This is a genomic window from Pinisolibacter aquiterrae, from assembly GCF_019160155.1.
GTDB classification, from domain to species: Bacteria; Pseudomonadota; Alphaproteobacteria; order Rhizobiales; family Ancalomicrobiaceae; genus Pinisolibacter; species Pinisolibacter aquiterrae.
In genome coordinates this window covers 215,674-231,645 of the sequence record NZ_JAFNIH010000025.1, presented here as the reverse complement: position 1 = coordinate 231,645, position 15,972 = coordinate 215,674, and the positions used below count along the sequence as shown (strand labels likewise).

The following is a 15,972-nucleotide window of genomic DNA, read 5'->3' as shown; positions in this document are numbered from 1 at the left end:
CCTCCGGCGGCGCACCCGGCGAGAAGGGCGGCAAAGGGAAGGGCGAGTAGGGCACGGGTCATGTTGACGTATACCTATGTTGGTGATGAATATAGCTTGCCTACTTCATGCACTGCGAAATTGTCTTGCTCATCTCTGCAATATTGTCTGACGTGTCGAATTGCGCCTGAATGGTCACATAAGAAAATATAAGAAATATAATTTTCTTTGTGCTTGGCAACTTGATAGATGAAATCAGCCTTCTTTCGAAATCCTTATCGAACAGCCCAACTGTCTTTTTCGGGAAGAATGTTCCGCCGCTTGCAGTGAACTCAATGTTCTCAGCCTGAGAATTACCAATTCGGACTTGGCCTAAAATACCTCGTCCGGAATACTGGATGGGGACCTGTACTGCGATACTTGCTCCGTCTGTGCCGCACCAAACAACAAGCTTAGGCGGTGTAAGGCCGGTCGGAACCCCGACATAGTCAGAGGACAGGATAGAAGCCTCGGATATCGTGGCGTCTGTCATTTTGTCCACATAACTAGATGAGACCCACCCCGCCGCTCCCACGGGGCTAACCAATGACAACATGATCGGGATCGAGGTCCACGCAGCCTGCTTGATCATATGCATCGGCTCCTTGGGGCAAGTGAGGCCGATCGAACCACGCGCGTCGGTTGGTGTCGAGTCGGGTTTTCACCTCCTGGCTTGGCTTCGGGAGGCATATGCCATGGGCCTGTGGTCAGCCTCACCCCTTCCTCAGCCGCACCCCAGTACCTTCGCCATTCTCCACAACGAAGATGACGCCGGCCTCCTCAAGGGCGCGCCGAACGGCGGCGAAGTTCGGTCTCGTCATCGTTGTTCGGGAAATGCTGCGTCGGGAATCTCGGCGGGGAAAGGGACTCCCGGATTGCGGACACCATGCGGACACCAAGGGCAGCAACAGGCAGGTGCTTTCGCTGAAATCAAATAACATATTGTTTTTATTTGTGTTTTTGGTGAGCCGGGCGGGGATCGAACCCGCGACCACATGATTAAAAGTCACGTGCTCTACCGCTGAGCTACCGGCCCACAGCGCGGCCGGACCATAAGGGGAGGGCTCGGTCCGGGTCAAGCCGGGGGCAGGCCCCATCCCGGGGTTCCTCCTTAGGCCCGCGAGGCCGCCCGCGTGTGCCGATGCCGTCCTCTTCCCATCGGTCAAATGCGAACTGGCGCGAAGGTGATTTCATGGCATCGCCGTTTCGCGCTAGGAACGCCCGCGAGACCCGCATCGCCGTTCGCCCGGCAGAGGCCCGAGGAGACTTTGCGTCCATGACTTCCGATCTCACCCTGCTCGGCACGTTCGGCGCGGGGCTCCTCTCCTTCGTCTCGCCCTGCGTCCTGCCGCTGGTGCCGCCCTATCTCGCCTTCATCGCCGGGGCCAGTCTCGACGAGATGACGGGATCGGGATGGGAAGCGGCGCGGCGGCGCATCTTCCTCGCCGCGCTCGCCTTCGTCGCGGGCTTCGCCACGGTCTTCGTGGCGATGGGCGCGACCGCCTCGGTGTTCGGGGCGCTGGTCCGGTCGCATCTCGACGTGCTGGCGCCGCTCGCCGGCATCGCCATCATCGTCATGGGTCTCCATTTCCTCGGCGTCTTCCGCATTCCGCTGCTCTATCGCGAGGCGCGGGTCCAGGTCGCGCGGCGGCCGGCCGGGCCGATCGGCGCCTATGTCATCGGCATCGCCTTCGGCTTCGGCTGGACGCCCTGCATCGGGCCGGTGCTCGCCGCGATCCTCGGCGTCGCCGCCAGCCGCGAGACGGTCGGGCAGGGGGCGATGCTCCTCGCCGTCTATGCCGCCGGCCTCGGCGTGCCGTTCCTGGCGGCGGCGGCCTTCTCGCAGCCCTTCATGAGACTGATGCGCCGGTTCCGCGCGCAGATGGGGCTCGTCGAGAAGATCACCGGCGTGTTGCTGATCCTCACCGGCATCGCCTTCCTCACCGGCGGCATCGAGCGGCTGTCGTTCTGGCTGATCGAGACCTTCCCGATCCTGTCGTCGATCGGCTGACGCGGCCTCAGCGGATCGCCGCGAGCGGTTGGCCGGTGAAGCCGGTCACCGCGCAGGTCACACCCAGCGCGCGCAGGCGGATGCAGGCCTTGGCGGCGTCGCTCTGGCTCGGATAGGGGCCGGCGACCAGCCGCGCCTCCATGCCGGTGTCGGTCTCGCGCAGGCGCGCCAAGGCCTCGATACCGTTGCCGAATTCCGTATAGCGCTCGGTCAGGTCCGACCACGACTTCTTGAGCGAGACCAGCGAGCGATAGCCGCCGAGATCGATCGCCGCGATCGTCCCGGTCGGCGCGGCGACGGGGCTCGCCTCGGCGTGGGGGGCGGGATGAGGAGCGGGCGCCGGCGCCGGCACGGGTGCGGGTGGCTGGGCGGCGGAGGCGAGCGGCTTCACCGTCACCGTCTCGATCGACGGGACGGCGGGGGCCGGGGCCTGGCGGTCGGCCTTGCCCGGGGCGGCGGGCTTCGGCGGCAGCGAGCCGGTGACGATCGGCAGATCGCTCTCCGGCCGGGGCTGCGGCAGGCGCCGCGCGTCCGCCGCAGCCTCGCCGGTCGCGACGACGTGGGACGCCGCCTCGCGCGCGGCGACGGGTGTGGCCGGCGCGGCGGTGGGGGCGGCGGCCTCGTGCGCGGGTTCGGACGGGGTCGCGGTGGTCGCCGCCGGGGCGGGCGCGGAGGCGGCGGCGAGCGTCGTCAGGCGTTGCTCGAGCCGGTCGAGGCGGCGCGAGAGACCGTCGCCGGACAGGCCCATCTGGGCCATGCGCCGTTGCAGGTCGCGCATTTCGGCGCGCAACTGATCGATGTCGCGGCTGGTGGCCGGGGATTCGCCCGGCGACAGGGCCATCGGCGTGATCCGGCTGCCGCCGACGACGCGGGCCGGCGCGACACCGCCCGCGCCACGCTCGGCGACGGCGATCGAGCCGGTGATCTCGTCCGACGCGGGGAGGGCGACGACGCGCGTCTCTTCCGCGCCTTCGGGACGCGGCGGCGCGTATTGCCAGGACGCGAACCCCAGAATCACCGCGACGACCGTGGTGAACCCCCACACCGCCAGCCCGAGGCCGCCGTTGGTCGCATCGTCGTCCAGGAGGGCGGCGGGGTCGCCGGGTCGATCCATCTCGGTGATCCGTCTCGCGTGGTCGGGTTCCGCCCGATTCGTCGTTTCATTCTATCATCTTCGTCGCCGCGCTTTCGAAGCCGAACGCGGTCGCGACGGACGGCGGGCGGGCCGAGACCGGCCGGGGCCTTGTTCCGGCGGCCGGCCCGCGCTATCGAACCCGGAACGTCGGCCCAGAGGCGGCCCCGGGGAGATTTCGATGACCGACCGTTCCTTCCTCGCGATCGTGCTCGCCGCCGGCGAGGGCACCCGGATGCGTTCCCGCCTGCCGAAGGTGCTCCACGAGGTCGGCGCGCGGCCGATGGTCGCCCATGCGATCGCCTGCGCCCGCGCCGCCGGCGCGACCGCCTGCGCCGCCGTGATCGGCCCGAACGCCGAGGCCGTCGCGAAGGTCGCCGAAAAGGCCGGCGTCGAGGAGGTCTTCGTCCAGACCGATCGTCTCGGCACCGCCCATGCCGTGCTTCAGGCGAAGCCGGCGATCGCGCGCGGCGCCGACGACGTGGTGGTGCTCTACGGCGACACGCCGCTGGTGGCGCCCGCCACCATCGACCGGGTCCGCGCCGAACTCGCGGCCGGCGCCGACGTCGTGGTGCTCGGCTTCCACAGCCCCGCGCCGACCGGCTACGGCCGCCTTCTCACCGAGGGGGGCCGTCTCGTCGCCATCCGCGAGGAGAAGGACGCGAGCGAGGCGGAGCGGGCCGTCGACTTCTGCAATTCCGGCATCATGGCGCTCTCCGGCCGGCACGCGCTGTCGATCCTCGAGGCGATCGGCAACGCCAACGCCAAGAGCGAATATTATCTGACCGACGCGGTCGAGATCGCCCATGGGCGTGGGCTCGTCGCGGTCGCGGTCGCGGGCGAGGAGGAGGAATTCCTCGGCGTCAACGACCGGGTTCAACTCGCCACCTGCGAACGCGTGTTCCAGGCGCGCCGCCGCGCCGAGGTGCTCGCCTCGGGCGTCACGCTGATCGCCCCGGACACCGTCTTCTTCGCCGCCGACACGGTGATCGAGCCGGACGTGACGATCGAGCCGAACGTGGTCTTCGGGCCGGGCGTACGGGTGGCGAGCGGCGCGCGCATCCGCGGCTTCTCCCATCTCGAGGGCGCCTCGGTCGGGGAGGGGGCGACGGTCGGCCCCTTCGCGCGTCTCCGCCCCGGGGCGGAGCTCGGCCGCGACGTCCACGTCGGCAATTTCGTCGAGATCAAGAACGGCAAGGTGGCGGCCGGGGCCAAGGTCAACCACCTCACCTACATCGGCGACGCCACCATCGGCGAGAAGGCCAACATCGGCGCGGGCACCATCACCTGCAACTACGACGGCTTCGGCAAGTATCTGACCGAGATCGGCGCGGGCGCCTTCGTCGGGTCGAACTCGTCGCTGGTGGCGCCGGTCAAGATCGGCGACGGGGCCTATGTCGGGTCGGGGTCGGTGGTCACCAAGGACGTGCCGGCGGACGGGCTCGCGGTCGCGCGCGGGCGCCAGACCACGATCGACGGCTGGGCGGCGTCGTTCCGTGCCAAGATGGCGCGGGCGCGCGCGAAGTCCTGAGGTGGGATCGGGCGGCCTCCGCGCCGTGTTGCGCCGCGTCACATTCCGCAATCGAATGTGATTTCGCCCGAATGCCGGGCTTCGGATAGAAGCGGGGCAACAGATTCAACGACAGAGGGTTCACCCTTCATGTGCGGCATCATCGGTATCGTCGGGCGGGAGCCCGTCGCGGGCCTTCTGGTCGAGTCTCTCAAGCGTCTCGAATATCGCGGCTACGATTCCGCGGGCGTGGCCACGCTCGAGGCCGGGTCGGTGCTGACCCGGCGCCGGGCCGAGGGCAAGCTGCGCAATCTCGAGATCCGTCTCGCCAAGGAACCGCTCACCGGCCTGATCGGCATCGGCCACACCCGTTGGGCGACGCATGGCGCGCCGACCGAGGCCAACGCCCATCCCCACGCCACCGCCCGCGTCGCCGTGGTCCACAACGGCATCATCGAGAACTTCCGGGAACTGCGTGACGAGTTGGAGGCCGCCGGCCAGCGCTTCTCCTCGGAGACGGATACCGAGGTGGTCGCCCAACTGGTCGACTTCCATCTGGCGCGCGGCGAGAGCCCTGCGGCGTCCGTCGCCGCGACGCTGAAGCGGCTCACCGGCGCCTTCGCGCTCGCCTTCCTCTTTCCCGGCCACGACGATCTCGTGATCGGCGCGCGTCGCGGCTCGCCGCTGGCGGTCGGCTGGGGCGAGGGGGAGATGTATCTGGGCTCCGACGCCATCGCGCTCGCCCCCTTCACCGACCGCATCGCCTATCTGGAAGAGGGCGACTGGGTCGAGATCACCCGCGCCGGCGCCACCATCCACGACGAGACCGACGCCGTCGTCGAGCGTCCGATCGTGGTGGTCTCCGCCGCCGCCTTCCAGGTCGATCGCGGCAGCTACCGCCATTTCATGGCCAAGGAGATCCACGAGCAGCCCGAGGTCGTCGGCCACACGCTGGCGCACTACCTCGATCTCTCCGAGTCGCGGATCCGCCTGCCGATCGCCTTGCCGTTCGACTGGGCGAAGCTCGAGCGGCTGTCGATCGTCGCCTGCGGCACCGCCTATTACGCCGGTCTGGTCGCCAAATACTGGTTCGAGCAGTGGGCGCGGCTGCCGGTCGAGATCGACGTCGCCTCCGAGTTCCGCTACCGCGAGCCGCCGCTGCCGAAGAACGGTCTGGCGCTGTTCGTGTCGCAGTCGGGCGAGACGGCCGACACGCTGGCGAGCCTGCGCTACTGCAAGGCCGAAGGCCAGCACACCGCCGCCGTGGTCAACGTCACCACCTCGACCATCGCACGCGAATCCGAGGCGATCTTTCCGACGCTGGCCGGTCCGGAGATCGGCGTCGCCTCGACCAAGGCCTTCACCTGCCAGCTCTCGGTGCTGGCGTCGCTGGCGGTCTCGGCGGGCCGGGCGCGCGGCGTCCTCTCCGCCGAGGACGAGCGCCGGCTGGTGCGCGCGCTCGGTGATCTGCCGGGGCTGATGGGGCGCGTGCTTCGGCTCGAGCCGAAGATCGAGAAGATCGCTCGTGAAATCTCCAAGGCCGAGGACGTGCTCTATCTCGGGCGCGGATCGAATTATCCGATCGCGCTCGAAGGCGCGCTGAAGCTCAAGGAGATCTCCTACATCCACGCCGAGGGCTACGCGGCGGGCGAGCTGAAGCACGGGCCGATCGCGCTCATCGACGAGACCATGCCGGTCGTCGTGATCGCGCCCCACGACAAGCTCTTCGAGAAGACCATTTCCAACATGCAGGAGGTGGCGGCGCGCGGCGGCAAGATCATCCTGATCACCGACGAGAAGGGCGCCACCGCCGCCTCGGTGCCGATCCTGGAGACGATCGTCCTGCCGGACATGCCGGCGGAAGTCGCCTCGATCGTCTATGCGCTGCCGATCCAGATGCTGGCCTATCACGCCGCCGTCTTCATGGGCACCGACGTCGACCAGCCGCGCAATCTGGCCAAGTCCGTCACCGTGGAGTGACGGACGGATCCTCCGCGACCTTCCTCTCCCGCCGTCGCCGGCGCGCTCGAAATCGGGCGCCGTCGACGGCGGCGCTCGTTCGGGCTCAGGTCTTGTTGATCCCGAGCCGCTTCATCTTCGACCACAGGGTCACGCGCGAGATGCCGAGGGCCTTGGCGGTGTCGACGATGCGGCCGTTGTTCTCCGCCAGCGTCGCCTCGATGGTCTGGCGTTCGGCGTCACGCCGGGCCGCCTCGAGCTTGTGATCGGCGCTCTCCTCGAGCACCGCGACGTCGGGAAAGAGGGCGGCCGCGTCGATCTCGGGGTGGTCGGCGAGCGTCACCGCGCGGACGATGCGATTGCGCAGTTCGCGGATGTTGCCGGGCCAGTCCCAGGCGGTCAGCGCCGCCTCGGCGTCGGCCGCGAAGGCGAGGCCGGCGAGGTCGGCGCGCAGGCGGCCGGCATCGGCGAGGAGCCCGAGCGCCAGCGGCAGAATGTCCTCGCGCCGCTCGGCGAGGGCCGGCACCGCGACCTCGAACACCGCCAGACGCTGATAGACGTCGCGCCGCAGGGTGCCGTCGGCGAGAAGCTCGGCGATCGGCCGGCTGGTGGTCGCCACCACGCGGCCGGCGAAGACCTTCTCCTCACGGGCTCCGAGCGGGCGCCACAGCCGTTCGCCGATCACCCGCGACAGGCGCGGCTGGAAATCGGTGGCGACGTCGCCGACTTCCGCCAACAACAACGTGCCCTCGCCGACGTCGTCGAGGAGGCCCTGGTGTTCGACCCCGCCCTCGATCGCGCCGAAGAGCAGCCGTTCGCCCTCGGCGCCGGTCAGGGCGGCGCCCTCGACGGTGACGAAGGGGCGGTCGGGGGCGCCGGAGGCGGCGTGGAGGCGCCGCGCCAGGGTCTGTTTGCCGATCCCGGTCGGGCCGGTCAGGAGCACGTTCTCGCGGTTTCCGGCGATGCGGTCGAGCGCGGTCAGGACCCGCGCCATGGCGGCCGATCCGGCGGGCATCTCGCGGCCGGCCGGGGCGTCCTCGGTGAGGTCGCGTAGGCGCGTGACGAGAGCGCCGAGATCATAGGGCTTCAGCAGGTAGTCGCTGGCGCCGAGCCGCACCAGCCGCACCGCCTGTTCGACGTCGCCGAAGGCGGTGGTGAAGATCGTCGGGGTCGGGCCGAGCCGTTCGTGCTCCGACCAGAACACGTCCTCGCCGGAGCCGTCGGGAAGGCGGATGTCGCTTACCACCGCGTCGAAGCGGATGCGGGCGAGGGCGTCGATCGCCGCCTCGCAGGTGGTGGCGAGCGTCGGGCGCATGCCCTCCAGGGTGAGCCGGGTGACGAGGGAGGCGGCGAGGATCTCGTCGTCCTCGACGATCAGAACGGCGGGGGCGCGGCTCATGACGCGGAGGTCTCCTCCTCGGCGACGCGGCGCGCCTTCGACAGCGGCAGCGACACCTCGATCTCGGTGCCGCCCGGGGTGCGGCCGCGCGCCACGATGCGCCCGTCGAGCGAGGCGACCGCGCGCACCACCACGCCGAGGCCGATGCCGCGCTCGGTGGTGTCGACCCAGGCGAGGTCGAGGGTGTTGAGCCGTTCGGTGAATTCCGGCTTCAGCCCGATCCCGTCGTCGGTGATGCGGATCAGGCCGCGCCCGCCGCGCCGCGCCACCGAGACCGTGACGACGCCGCCCGAGCCGGCGGCGGCGAGGGCGTTGATCGCGAGATTGAGCACGATCTGACGCACGATCGCGGCGTCGACCGCCCAGTCGTGACCGACGTCGGCGGTCCATTGCAGGCGCGTGTGCCGGCGCTCGGCGAGCGGCGCCAACAGGCGTTCGAGATCGTCGAAGTCGACCGGCTTCATCGCCGTGTGGCGCGTCGAGGGGCGGTGGAGGGAGAGGGTGGTCTCGACCACCCGGGCGATCGCGCGGAGCCCGCGCTCGAGCAGATCGAGCGAGGCGGCGACGGCATCGGGGTTGTCGCGGAAGCGGCGGGCGGTGTCGACCGCGTTGAGCATGCCGCTCAGGGGATTGCGCACCTCGTGGGCGATGGTGGCGGCGAGGCGGCCGAGATCGGCGCTGCGCAAGCGTTCGGCCAAAAGGAGTTGCAGCTGGCTGCGCTCGGTCGAGGCGGCGGCCATGCGATTGTATTCGACGAGCAGGCGATCGACTCGGGTCGCGGTCTCCTTGACGGTCTCGAGCGGGATCGGCCGGGGATCGCCGTCGACCGCGTCGACCAGCGCCGCCTCGAGCAGCCGCAGCGGCTGCAGGAGCCGGCGCATCACGAAGAAGCCGATCGCCGCCAGCAGCACCGCGAGCGCGGCGTTCAGGACGAGCGAGGTCATGTTGGCGGCGAAGCGTTCGTCGCGGATCGGCTTGACGTCGAGCTGCGCCGAGAGGACCGCGACGGCGTGGCCGCCGATCATCAGGGGACGCTGCACCCACAGGCGTCCGCGATCCTCGGTCGAGGTGAGCGAGACCTCCTCGCGGGCGGGCGGCAGTTCCGAGCGCTTCGCCGCGTCGTCGCGGGCGAGGTCGGCGAGCACCTCGCCGCCGACGGCGCGGATCACCAGACGGACCTCGCGCACGCCGTCGTGGTAGGACGCCATCCGCTCCAACACCTTCTGGAGCTCGTTGGTGCGGCCGTTCTCGAGATGCGGGGCGACGGCCGCCGACAGGCCGTCGAGATAGACGTCGCCGATCCGCTCGACGAGCCGCGTCGTCGCGCCCTCGTGCATCAGCACCGCGACCTGGGAGGCGAGCACCGTCACCGCGAAGATCATCAGCGCGCCGACGCTCGCCGCAACGATGGTCTTGGTCGGACGCCGCCGCATGTCCTCGAACTCCGCCTCTCCGTCGAGCGCCCATGCCGACCGACGCGGCGGCAGGCTCTCGGGGAGTCGGACGTTAGCAGTCTCGTCGACCGTCTTCCATGTCGACCGGACCTGTCCCACCTCGCCCTGCCCCCTCGAACTCCAGAACAATTCTTCTGTAGACATCGTGTATAGATCGCCGAAGAAAGAACATCAATCTCAAAAGCGGCATGTTACTATGTTAAGATGCCATGTTAAGAACATTTAACATTGACTTTACTTCATCTGGTTTGCGATAAGTGAATCGCGATACGTGCTTCGATCGGAGCGTGGCGAGAGTCCGCGAAAGGTCGGCGACTGCTTCTTCTCCCGGGGAGGGGAGGTGGACAGCGAAACTCTCGGACCGTCGGCCCGACGGCGCGGTTCGGGTTCCAGAGGAACGGTCGGATCCATCCATGACGAGGAACTTCAACAAGGTCGCGGCGGTCGCCCTGGCGAGCGCCTTCGTGTTCACCGCCGGCTCCGCCGTCGCGGCGCAGCGCCAGCTCGCGCAGGTCGGCGCATGGCGCGCGATCGTCGCCGACCAGGGCGCCGGGCGGGTCTGTTTCGTGATCGCCTCGCCGAAGGAGCGCCTGCCGGCGACCCTGAAGCGCGACCCGGGCTTCGCCTTCGTCACCAAACGCGGCGGCAGTTGGGAGATCTCGTTCGACTTCGGTTATCGCCTCGCTCAGGCGCAGCATTCGCTGCAGATCGGCGCGAGCGCGCACAAGCTCTTCTCCAAGGGGGCGGCCGCCTGGCTCGCCACCGACGTCGAGGAACGCCGGGTGGTCGAGGAGATGAAGGCGGGGCAGGAGATGCAGGTCTCCGCCAAATCCGGCCGCGGCAACGACACGACCGACGTCTACGATCTCGCCGGCTTCACCGCGGCGACGGCGGCGGTCGACAAGGAGTGTGGGCGATGATGCTCGATTGGGAGGCGTCGCGGTCGTTGCATCCGCCGTTGCGCGAGGCGATCGCCGGGCTCTTGGCCGATCCGCGCCGCAAGGCCTTCTTCATCGACTTCGACGGCACCCTGGTCGACATCGCGCTGACGCCCGACGACGTGGTGGTGCCGCGTCACCTGACCTCGTGTCTCGCCGAACTCTCGGTCTGCCACGGCGGCGCCGTGGCGATCCTGACCGGGCGGCCGATCGCCACGGTGGACAGGTTCCTGGCGCCGCTGCGGCTGCCGGGCTGCGGTCAGCACGGGCTCGAGCTGCGTCTGCCGGACGGATCGATGACCGAGGCGCGCTCGGCGGAGGAGATCGCGCCGATCCGCGAGCGTCTCGCAGCCCTGGCGCCGGGCCTGCCCGACGGCGTCACGCTGGAGGACAAGGGCCTCGCCGTCGCCGTGCACTATCGCGGCAATCCGGCGGCGCGCGTCGCGGTCGAGGCCCTGGTCGCGGCGGCGATCGAGGGCGTCGCCGGTCCGTTCCGCGTGCGCCACGGCAAGATGGTGGTCGAGGTGACCCTCGCCGGCGCCTCGAAGGGCGCGGCGCTGCACCGTCTGATGGAGACGGCGTGCTTCTCCGGCCGGGTGCCGGTCGTCTTCGGCGACGATCTCACCGACGACGAGGCCTTCCTGGCGGCGCGCGCCTTCGGCGGCGTCTCGTTCCAGGTCGGCGCGCGTCCCGGCCATGCGGCCGACTTCGAGGTCGGCGGCATCGCCGACGTCCATTGGTTGATCCGCGATTTCGCCGTCGAACGGACGGCGTTGCGAAAGGAGGCCGTATGAAGAATTCCCTCGATCTGGCCGTGCTCGGAAACTGTGAGATCGCGGCTCTGGTCGATGCCGATGCCACCATCGTGTGGTGCTGTCTGCCGCGCTTCGACGGCGATCCGCTGTTCCATGCGCTGGTGGCCGGTTCCCGGGCGGAGGAGGGGTCCTTCGCCATCGACGTCGCCGACAAGCTGTCGACCCGACGCCGCTATCTCACCAACACCGCCATTCTCGAGACCGACATCGCCTCGGCGACCGGGATCGTCCGGATCACCGATCACGTCCCGCGCTATCAGCACTGGGGGCGGATCCTGCGTCCGTCGATGATCGTCCGGCGCATCGAGCCGATCTCCGGTCAGCCGCAGATCACCATCCGCATGCGGCCTCTGACCGATTGGGGCCGGCGCCGGCCCGATCGCACGCGCGGCTCCAACCACGTCCGCTATCTGCTCGAGGATCAGGTGGTGCGCCTCACCACCACGGTGCCGGCGGAGTTCATCGATCGCGAGATCACCTTCGTGCTCGACCGGCCACACGTGCTGGTGCTCGGCCCCGACGAGGCGATCGTCGAGGAGCTGATGGAATTCGAGCGCCGGTCGCGCGAGTGCACCCACGACTACTGGACGACCTGGACACGGGGATTGGCGCTGCCGTTCGAATGGCAGGACGTGGTGGTGCGCTCGGCGATCACGCTGAAACTGTGTGCCTACGAGCAGTCCGGCGGCATCGTCGCGGCGCTGACGACCTCGATCCCGGAATACGGCTCGCCCGGCCGCAACTGGGACTATCGCTTCTGCTGGCTGCGCGACGCGTTCTTCTCGGTCCAGGCGCTCAACCGTCTCGGCGCCACCGCCGTGATGGAGAACTTCATGGGCTGGGTGAAGAACATCGTGGCGCGCTCGCCTTCCGGCTATCTCCAGCCGCTCTACGGGCTCACCTTCGAGAACCGCCTCGAGGAGCGCGAGGTGAAGGAACTGCCCGGCTATCGCGATCTCGGTCCGGTCCGGGTCGGCAACGGCGCCTATTCGCAGGTCCAGAACGACAGTTACGGCTCGGTGGTGCTGGCGCTCGCCCAGAGCTTCTGGGACACGCGCCTGACCCATACCGGCGACCACCACCTCTTCGCCATGCTGGAACCGCTCGGCGAACAGGCGATGCGCCGCTGGAACGAGCCCGACGCCGGCGTCTGGGAATATCGCGGCCGGCAGTCGGTCCACACCCATTCGGCGGTGATGTGCTGGGCGGCGTGCGATCGCCTCGCCCGCATCGCCGATCATCTCGGTCTCGCCGATCGCGCCGCCAAATGGCGCGCCTCGGCCGACTACATCCACGAGGGCATCGTCAAGGAGGCCTGGAACGAGGAACTGAACTCCTTCGCCTCGTGTTTCGGCGGCAAGGACGTCGACGCCAGTCTGCTGCTCCTCGCCGATCTCGGCTTCGTGGCGCCGCGCGACCCGATGGCGCTCGGCACGCTGGCGGAGGTCGAGCGCCGCCTGCGCCACGGCAATCATCTCTATCGCTACGCCGGAGAAGACGACTTCGGCGAACCGGAATCCGCCTTCAACATCTGCACCCTGTGGCTCGCCGAGACCTTGGCGCGTGTCGGTCGCGAGGAGGAGGCCCGCGAGGTCTTCGCCTCGGTCCTGGCCGTCCGCAACGACGTCGGCCTCCTCTCGGAAGGTGTCGAACTCGAAACCGGCGAGCTCTGGGGCAATTTCCCGCAAACCTATTCGATGGTCGGGCTCATTCGTTGCGCCCGGCGACTGTCGAAATCATGGGAGGATGCGTTTTGAGCCGGCTCGTCGTCGTATCGAACCGCGTTCCGAACCCCGCCAACGGCCGCACGCGCGCGGGCGGCCTGGCGGTGGCCTTGGAACAGGCGTTGAAGCAGCGCGGGGGCGTGTGGCTCGGATGGTCCGGCGAGGCGGTCGCCGAGCCCGATCCGACCCCGACGCTCCACGACGCCGGCAACGTCTCCTACGCCTATCTCGATCTGACCCCGGACGACGTCCAGGAATATTACAACGGCTATTCCAACCGCGCCCTGTGGCCGCTGATGCACACGCGGCTCGATCTGACCGAGTTCGCGCGGAAGGATCTCGCCTCCTATCTCGACGTCAACCGTCGTTTCGCCACGGCGCTCGCGGCGATGGTGCGCGACGACGACATCATCTGGGTCCACGACTACCACATGATTCCGTTGGCCTCGGAGCTGCGGCGCCTGGGGCTGAAGAACCGCATCGGCTATTTCCACCACATCCCGTGGCCGGCGCCGGACATCCTGACCGCGCTGCCGCGTCACGACGATCTGGTGCGCGCGCTCCTGCAGTTCGATCTGGTCGGGCTCCAGACCGAGGCGGACGCCGACAATCTCTTCGCCTATCTGACCCGTGAATACGGGCTGCGCTCGAACGGTCGCGGCATCGTCGGCTGGGACGACAAGACGACCCGCATCGCCCATTTCCCGATCGGCATCGAGACCGAGGGCTTCGCCAAGCGGGCGCGGCGAGCCGGCAAGGCTTCCTTCGTGCGCGAGATCACCGAGAGCCTGATGGGCCGCAAGATGATCATCGGCGTCGACCGGCTCGACTATTCCAAGGGCGTGCCGGAGCGGATGGCGGCCTTCGAGAAGTTGATCGAGAGCGACGCAGATTGGATCAACAAGGTCACCTATCTCCAGATCACCCCGCGCAGCCGCTCCGAGGTGCCGGAATATGCCGACATCGAGCGCTCGGTCTCGGAGACCGCCGGCCGCGTCAACGGGCGCTTCGGCGAGGCCAATTGGACGCCGATCCGCTACGTCAACCGTTCCTACGGCCGCACCGCGCTCGCCGGGCTCTACCGCGCCGCCGCCGTCGGCCTCGTCACGCCGTTCCGCGACGGGATGAATCTCGTCGCCAAGGAATACGTGGCGGCGCAGGACCCGGAGGACCCCGGCGTCCTCGTGCTGTCGCGCTTCGCCGGCGCGGCGGCCGAACTGCACGGAGCCATCCTCGTCAATCCCTACGACGGGGAGGGCGTCGCCAAGTCGATCGGTGTCGCCTTGGTGATGCCGCTCGAGGAGCGCCGCGCCCGCTGGCGCGAGATGTGGGCCAGCCTCGTCGAAAATCCCGTCGACGTCTGGGCCACGCGATTCCTCTCGGCCCTCGAGGACAGCCCCCCGAGCCTCGCGAGCCGTCTCCTCGGCTTCATGAAGTCGGCGGACAATCGGTTCGTGACGTCTCGAGGACGAGAGGCGCTCACCGCCCTGTGGTGAGTGCTCGCCCGCTCCGATGCCTCCTCGCCGCATCGGAGCGGGCGGGATCCACCGTGAGACACGCTGCCGCAGCGACCATGAAACACGTTCGATATCGACGGAGATGATCCATGTCTTTTCAGCAACTGTCCGACCGCCTCACCGATCTCCTCGGCGTCGACGTCGGCGTAACCTACGACGATCACGACAATCCCTCGCAGATCCGCCTCTATCGCCCCGATCCGATCGCCGACAGTCTGGTCCAGGATGCGATCGGCCGGGCGCGACAGGAATTTCCCGAGGAGATGCGCACGATTTCCGCCGTGCTCATCTCCTTCGAGGATGCGCTCGGACCGACCCGCCGTCGCGTGACGGTCGGCTGAGGTCCGATCCGCGTCCCCTCCGGCCGCGTCGCCGGTTCGCACCGTCCTCGTTCCACGAGTGAGGTAGCGCCGCCGAGCCGATCCGTCGTCGACGGGTCCGAAGAAGAGCGGTGCCCATGGTGCGAGCCGAGGCGACGGGGGAGGGCGCGGCGCGGAAGGGTGGTGGACGACGGCCTTCCCGACGGAGGACCGCCGTCCGCCGCTCGTTTCGCCGTTCGTCGCCGTGGATACGAACAGACGTTGCCGGAACCTTCGGGACATGCTTTGTGACGGAGCGACAGGGTCTTCGATCGGAAGATCGCCGCCGTTCGGGACGACGAGCATGACTTGGGAGGACAAACCGGCCTCGGTTCGCCGCGCCGCCGGTTTTTCGGTGCACATCTTCACCGCCTCGGGCGGGGCCGTGGCGCTGCTCGCGCTCTATGCGGCGATCGAGCGCGACTTCGCCGCCTGTTTCGCCTGGCTCGGCCTCGCGCTCTTCATCGACGGCATCGACGGCACGCTCGCTCGCGCCGCCAAGGTGACGGAGACGGCGGCCCGCATCGACGGCGTCGTGCTCGATCTCGTCGTCGACTTCCTCACCTATGTGCTGGTGCCGGTGATCGCGCTGTGGCGCTCGGACCTGATGCCGACGCCGGTGTCGTTCTGGCTCGGTCTCGTCGTCACGCTCGCCTCGACGCTCTATTTCGCCGACAACGCGATGAAGACCCGCGACTATTGGTTCCGCGGTTTTCCGGCGCTGTGGAACGTGGCGGTGCTCTATCTCTTCGTGCTGCGGCTGCCGTGGCCGGCGAGCGCGGCGATCCTGGTCGTCGGCACGGCGGCGATGTTCGCCCCCGTCGTCTTCGTCCATCCGTTGCGGGTGAAGAAGCTGCGGGTCGTCACCATCGCCGTGACGATGGCATGGTTCGCGCTCGCGGCGGCGGCGATCGTCGCCGATCTCCACGTCGGCTGGCCGATCAAGGCCGGGTTCCTCGCCGTCGGCCTCTATTTTCTCGCCTTGCCCTTCGCGCGCCATTCGCCCTGGGCCGACGACTGAGACCGAGCCCACGCCGTTTCGGCCCGGGTCGGAGACCGAGGCCTCCGTCGAACGTTCGGCAGCGTTGCGTCGAGCGATTTGGTCGCGCGTCGTTTCGGCATAAGGTCCCAGGGTC

At 68.7% G+C, this 15,972-nt stretch carries 13 protein-coding genes and 1 tRNA gene; 9 read left to right on the top strand and 5 right to left on the bottom strand.

Annotated elements, in window-relative coordinates; all coding sequences use genetic code 11:
- Positions 1-100 precede the first annotated feature (100 nt).
- Entirely contained in the window at positions 101-610 is a 510-nt protein-coding gene (locus J3S89_RS10560) for a hypothetical protein (RefSeq protein WP_217927495.1), read from the bottom strand.
- 369 nt (positions 611-979) lie between these two features.
- Positions 980-1,054 (bottom strand) — tRNA-Lys (locus tag J3S89_RS10555).
- 240 nt (positions 1,055-1,294) lie between these two features.
- Here J3S89_RS10555 and J3S89_RS10550 point away from each other — a divergent pair.
- Positions 1,295-2,029, top strand: a complete 735-nt coding sequence (locus J3S89_RS10550) for a cytochrome c biogenesis CcdA family protein (protein WP_217927493.1) — start codon at positions 1,295-1,297, stop codon at positions 2,027-2,029.
- A 7-nt stretch (positions 2,030-2,036) separates the two neighbouring features.
- Here J3S89_RS10550 and J3S89_RS10545 read toward each other — a convergent pair whose 3' ends face one another.
- On the bottom strand, positions 2,037-3,143 hold the full coding sequence (locus tag J3S89_RS10545; protein ID WP_217927491.1) for a hypothetical protein: 1,107 nt from the start codon (positions 3,141-3,143) through the stop codon (positions 2,037-2,039).
- A 199-nt stretch (positions 3,144-3,342) separates the two neighbouring features.
- Between J3S89_RS10545 and glmU the strand changes: the two genes are divergently transcribed.
- Both glmU and glmS read left to right on the top strand, forming a co-directional pair.
- Positions 3,343-4,692 carry a bifunctional UDP-N-acetylglucosamine diphosphorylase/glucosamine-1-phosphate N-acetyltransferase GlmU gene (gene glmU / locus J3S89_RS10540; protein WP_217927489.1) on the top strand — a complete coding sequence of 450 codons (1,350 nt, stop codon included), beginning with the start codon at positions 3,343-3,345 and terminating at the stop codon, positions 4,690-4,692.
- Between the two features lie 129 nt (positions 4,693-4,821).
- Positions 4,822-6,651 (top strand): glutamine--fructose-6-phosphate transaminase (isomerizing), encoded by a 1,830-nt coding sequence (gene glmS, locus J3S89_RS10535; RefSeq protein ID WP_217927488.1) that lies wholly within the window; start codon positions 4,822-4,824, stop codon positions 6,649-6,651.
- An 85-nt stretch (positions 6,652-6,736) separates the two neighbouring features.
- On the opposite strand, the gene J3S89_RS10530 is transcribed toward glmS, so the two are convergent.
- Both J3S89_RS10530 and J3S89_RS10525 read right to left on the bottom strand, forming a co-directional pair.
- Positions 6,737-8,029: a sigma-54-dependent transcriptional regulator gene (locus J3S89_RS10530; protein WP_217927486.1), complete on the bottom strand. Its 1,293-nt coding sequence runs from the start codon at positions 8,027-8,029 to the stop codon at positions 6,737-6,739.
- Positions 8,026-9,462, bottom strand: a complete 1,437-nt coding sequence (locus tag J3S89_RS10525; protein ID WP_217927484.1) for a sensor histidine kinase — start codon at positions 9,460-9,462, stop codon at positions 8,026-8,028. Before J3S89_RS10525 ends, J3S89_RS10530 begins: the two co-directional genes overlap by 4 nt.
- A gap of 434 nt (positions 9,463-9,896) precedes the next feature.
- Between J3S89_RS10525 and J3S89_RS10520 the strand changes: the two genes are divergently transcribed.
- The 6 genes from J3S89_RS10520 (at position 9,897) to J3S89_RS10495 (ending at position 15,857) form a co-directional block, all read left to right on the top strand.
- Entirely contained in the window at positions 9,897-10,403 is a 507-nt protein-coding gene (locus J3S89_RS10520; RefSeq protein ID WP_217927482.1) for an invasion associated locus B family protein, read from the top strand.
- Positions 10,400-11,215, top strand: a complete 816-nt coding sequence (gene otsB, locus J3S89_RS10515; RefSeq protein WP_217927480.1) for a trehalose-phosphatase — start codon at positions 10,400-10,402, stop codon at positions 11,213-11,215. Before J3S89_RS10520 ends, otsB begins: the two co-directional genes overlap by 4 nt.
- Positions 11,212-12,993, top strand: a complete 1,782-nt coding sequence (locus tag J3S89_RS10510) for a glycoside hydrolase family 15 protein (protein WP_217927479.1) — start codon at positions 11,212-11,214, stop codon at positions 12,991-12,993. Before otsB ends, J3S89_RS10510 begins: the two co-directional genes overlap by 4 nt.
- Positions 12,990-14,456 (top strand): alpha,alpha-trehalose-phosphate synthase (UDP-forming), encoded by a 1,467-nt coding sequence (gene otsA, locus J3S89_RS10505; RefSeq protein ID WP_217927478.1) that lies wholly within the window; start codon positions 12,990-12,992, stop codon positions 14,454-14,456. Before J3S89_RS10510 ends, otsA begins: the two co-directional genes overlap by 4 nt.
- Before the next feature lie 110 nt (positions 14,457-14,566).
- Positions 14,567-14,818: a hypothetical protein gene (locus J3S89_RS10500; RefSeq protein ID WP_217927477.1), complete on the top strand. Its 252-nt coding sequence runs from the start codon at positions 14,567-14,569 to the stop codon at positions 14,816-14,818.
- A 322-nt stretch (positions 14,819-15,140) separates the two neighbouring features.
- The gene (locus tag J3S89_RS10495) at positions 15,141-15,857 is read left to right on the top strand and encodes a CDP-alcohol phosphatidyltransferase family protein (RefSeq protein WP_217927475.1); all 717 of its coding nucleotides are present in this window, start codon (positions 15,141-15,143) and stop codon (positions 15,855-15,857) included.
- The last annotated feature ends 115 nt before the right edge of the window (positions 15,858-15,972 follow it).

Bases quoted from the DNA above. Each gene is read 5' to 3' on its own strand.
- J3S89_RS10560 (WP_217927495.1), bottom strand. From the start codon at position 610: ATGATCAAGCAGGCTGCGTGGACCTCGATCCCGATCATGTTGTCATTG.
- J3S89_RS10550 (WP_217927493.1), top strand. From the start codon at position 1,295: ATGACTTCCGATCTCACCCTGCTCGGCACGTTCGGCGCGGGGCTCCTC.
- J3S89_RS10545 (WP_217927491.1), bottom strand. From the start codon at position 3,143: ATGGATCGACCCGGCGACCCCGCCGCCCTCCTGGACGACGATGCGACC.
- glmU (WP_217927489.1), top strand. From the start codon at position 3,343: ATGACCGACCGTTCCTTCCTCGCGATCGTGCTCGCCGCCGGCGAGGGC.
- glmS (WP_217927488.1), top strand. From the start codon at position 4,822: ATGTGCGGCATCATCGGTATCGTCGGGCGGGAGCCCGTCGCGGGCCTT.
- J3S89_RS10530 (WP_217927486.1), bottom strand. From the start codon at position 8,029: ATGAGCCGCGCCCCCGCCGTTCTGATCGTCGAGGACGACGAGATCCTC.
- J3S89_RS10525 (WP_217927484.1), bottom strand. From the start codon at position 9,462: ATGCGGCGGCGTCCGACCAAGACCATCGTTGCGGCGAGCGTCGGCGCG.
- J3S89_RS10520 (WP_217927482.1), top strand. From the start codon at position 9,897: ATGACGAGGAACTTCAACAAGGTCGCGGCGGTCGCCCTGGCGAGCGCC.
- otsB (WP_217927480.1), top strand. From the start codon at position 10,400: ATGATGCTCGATTGGGAGGCGTCGCGGTCGTTGCATCCGCCGTTGCGC.
- J3S89_RS10510 (WP_217927479.1), top strand. From the start codon at position 11,212: ATGAAGAATTCCCTCGATCTGGCCGTGCTCGGAAACTGTGAGATCGCG.
- J3S89_RS10500 (WP_217927477.1), top strand. From the start codon at position 14,567: ATGTCTTTTCAGCAACTGTCCGACCGCCTCACCGATCTCCTCGGCGTC.
- J3S89_RS10495 (WP_217927475.1), top strand. From the start codon at position 15,141: ATGACTTGGGAGGACAAACCGGCCTCGGTTCGCCGCGCCGCCGGTTTT.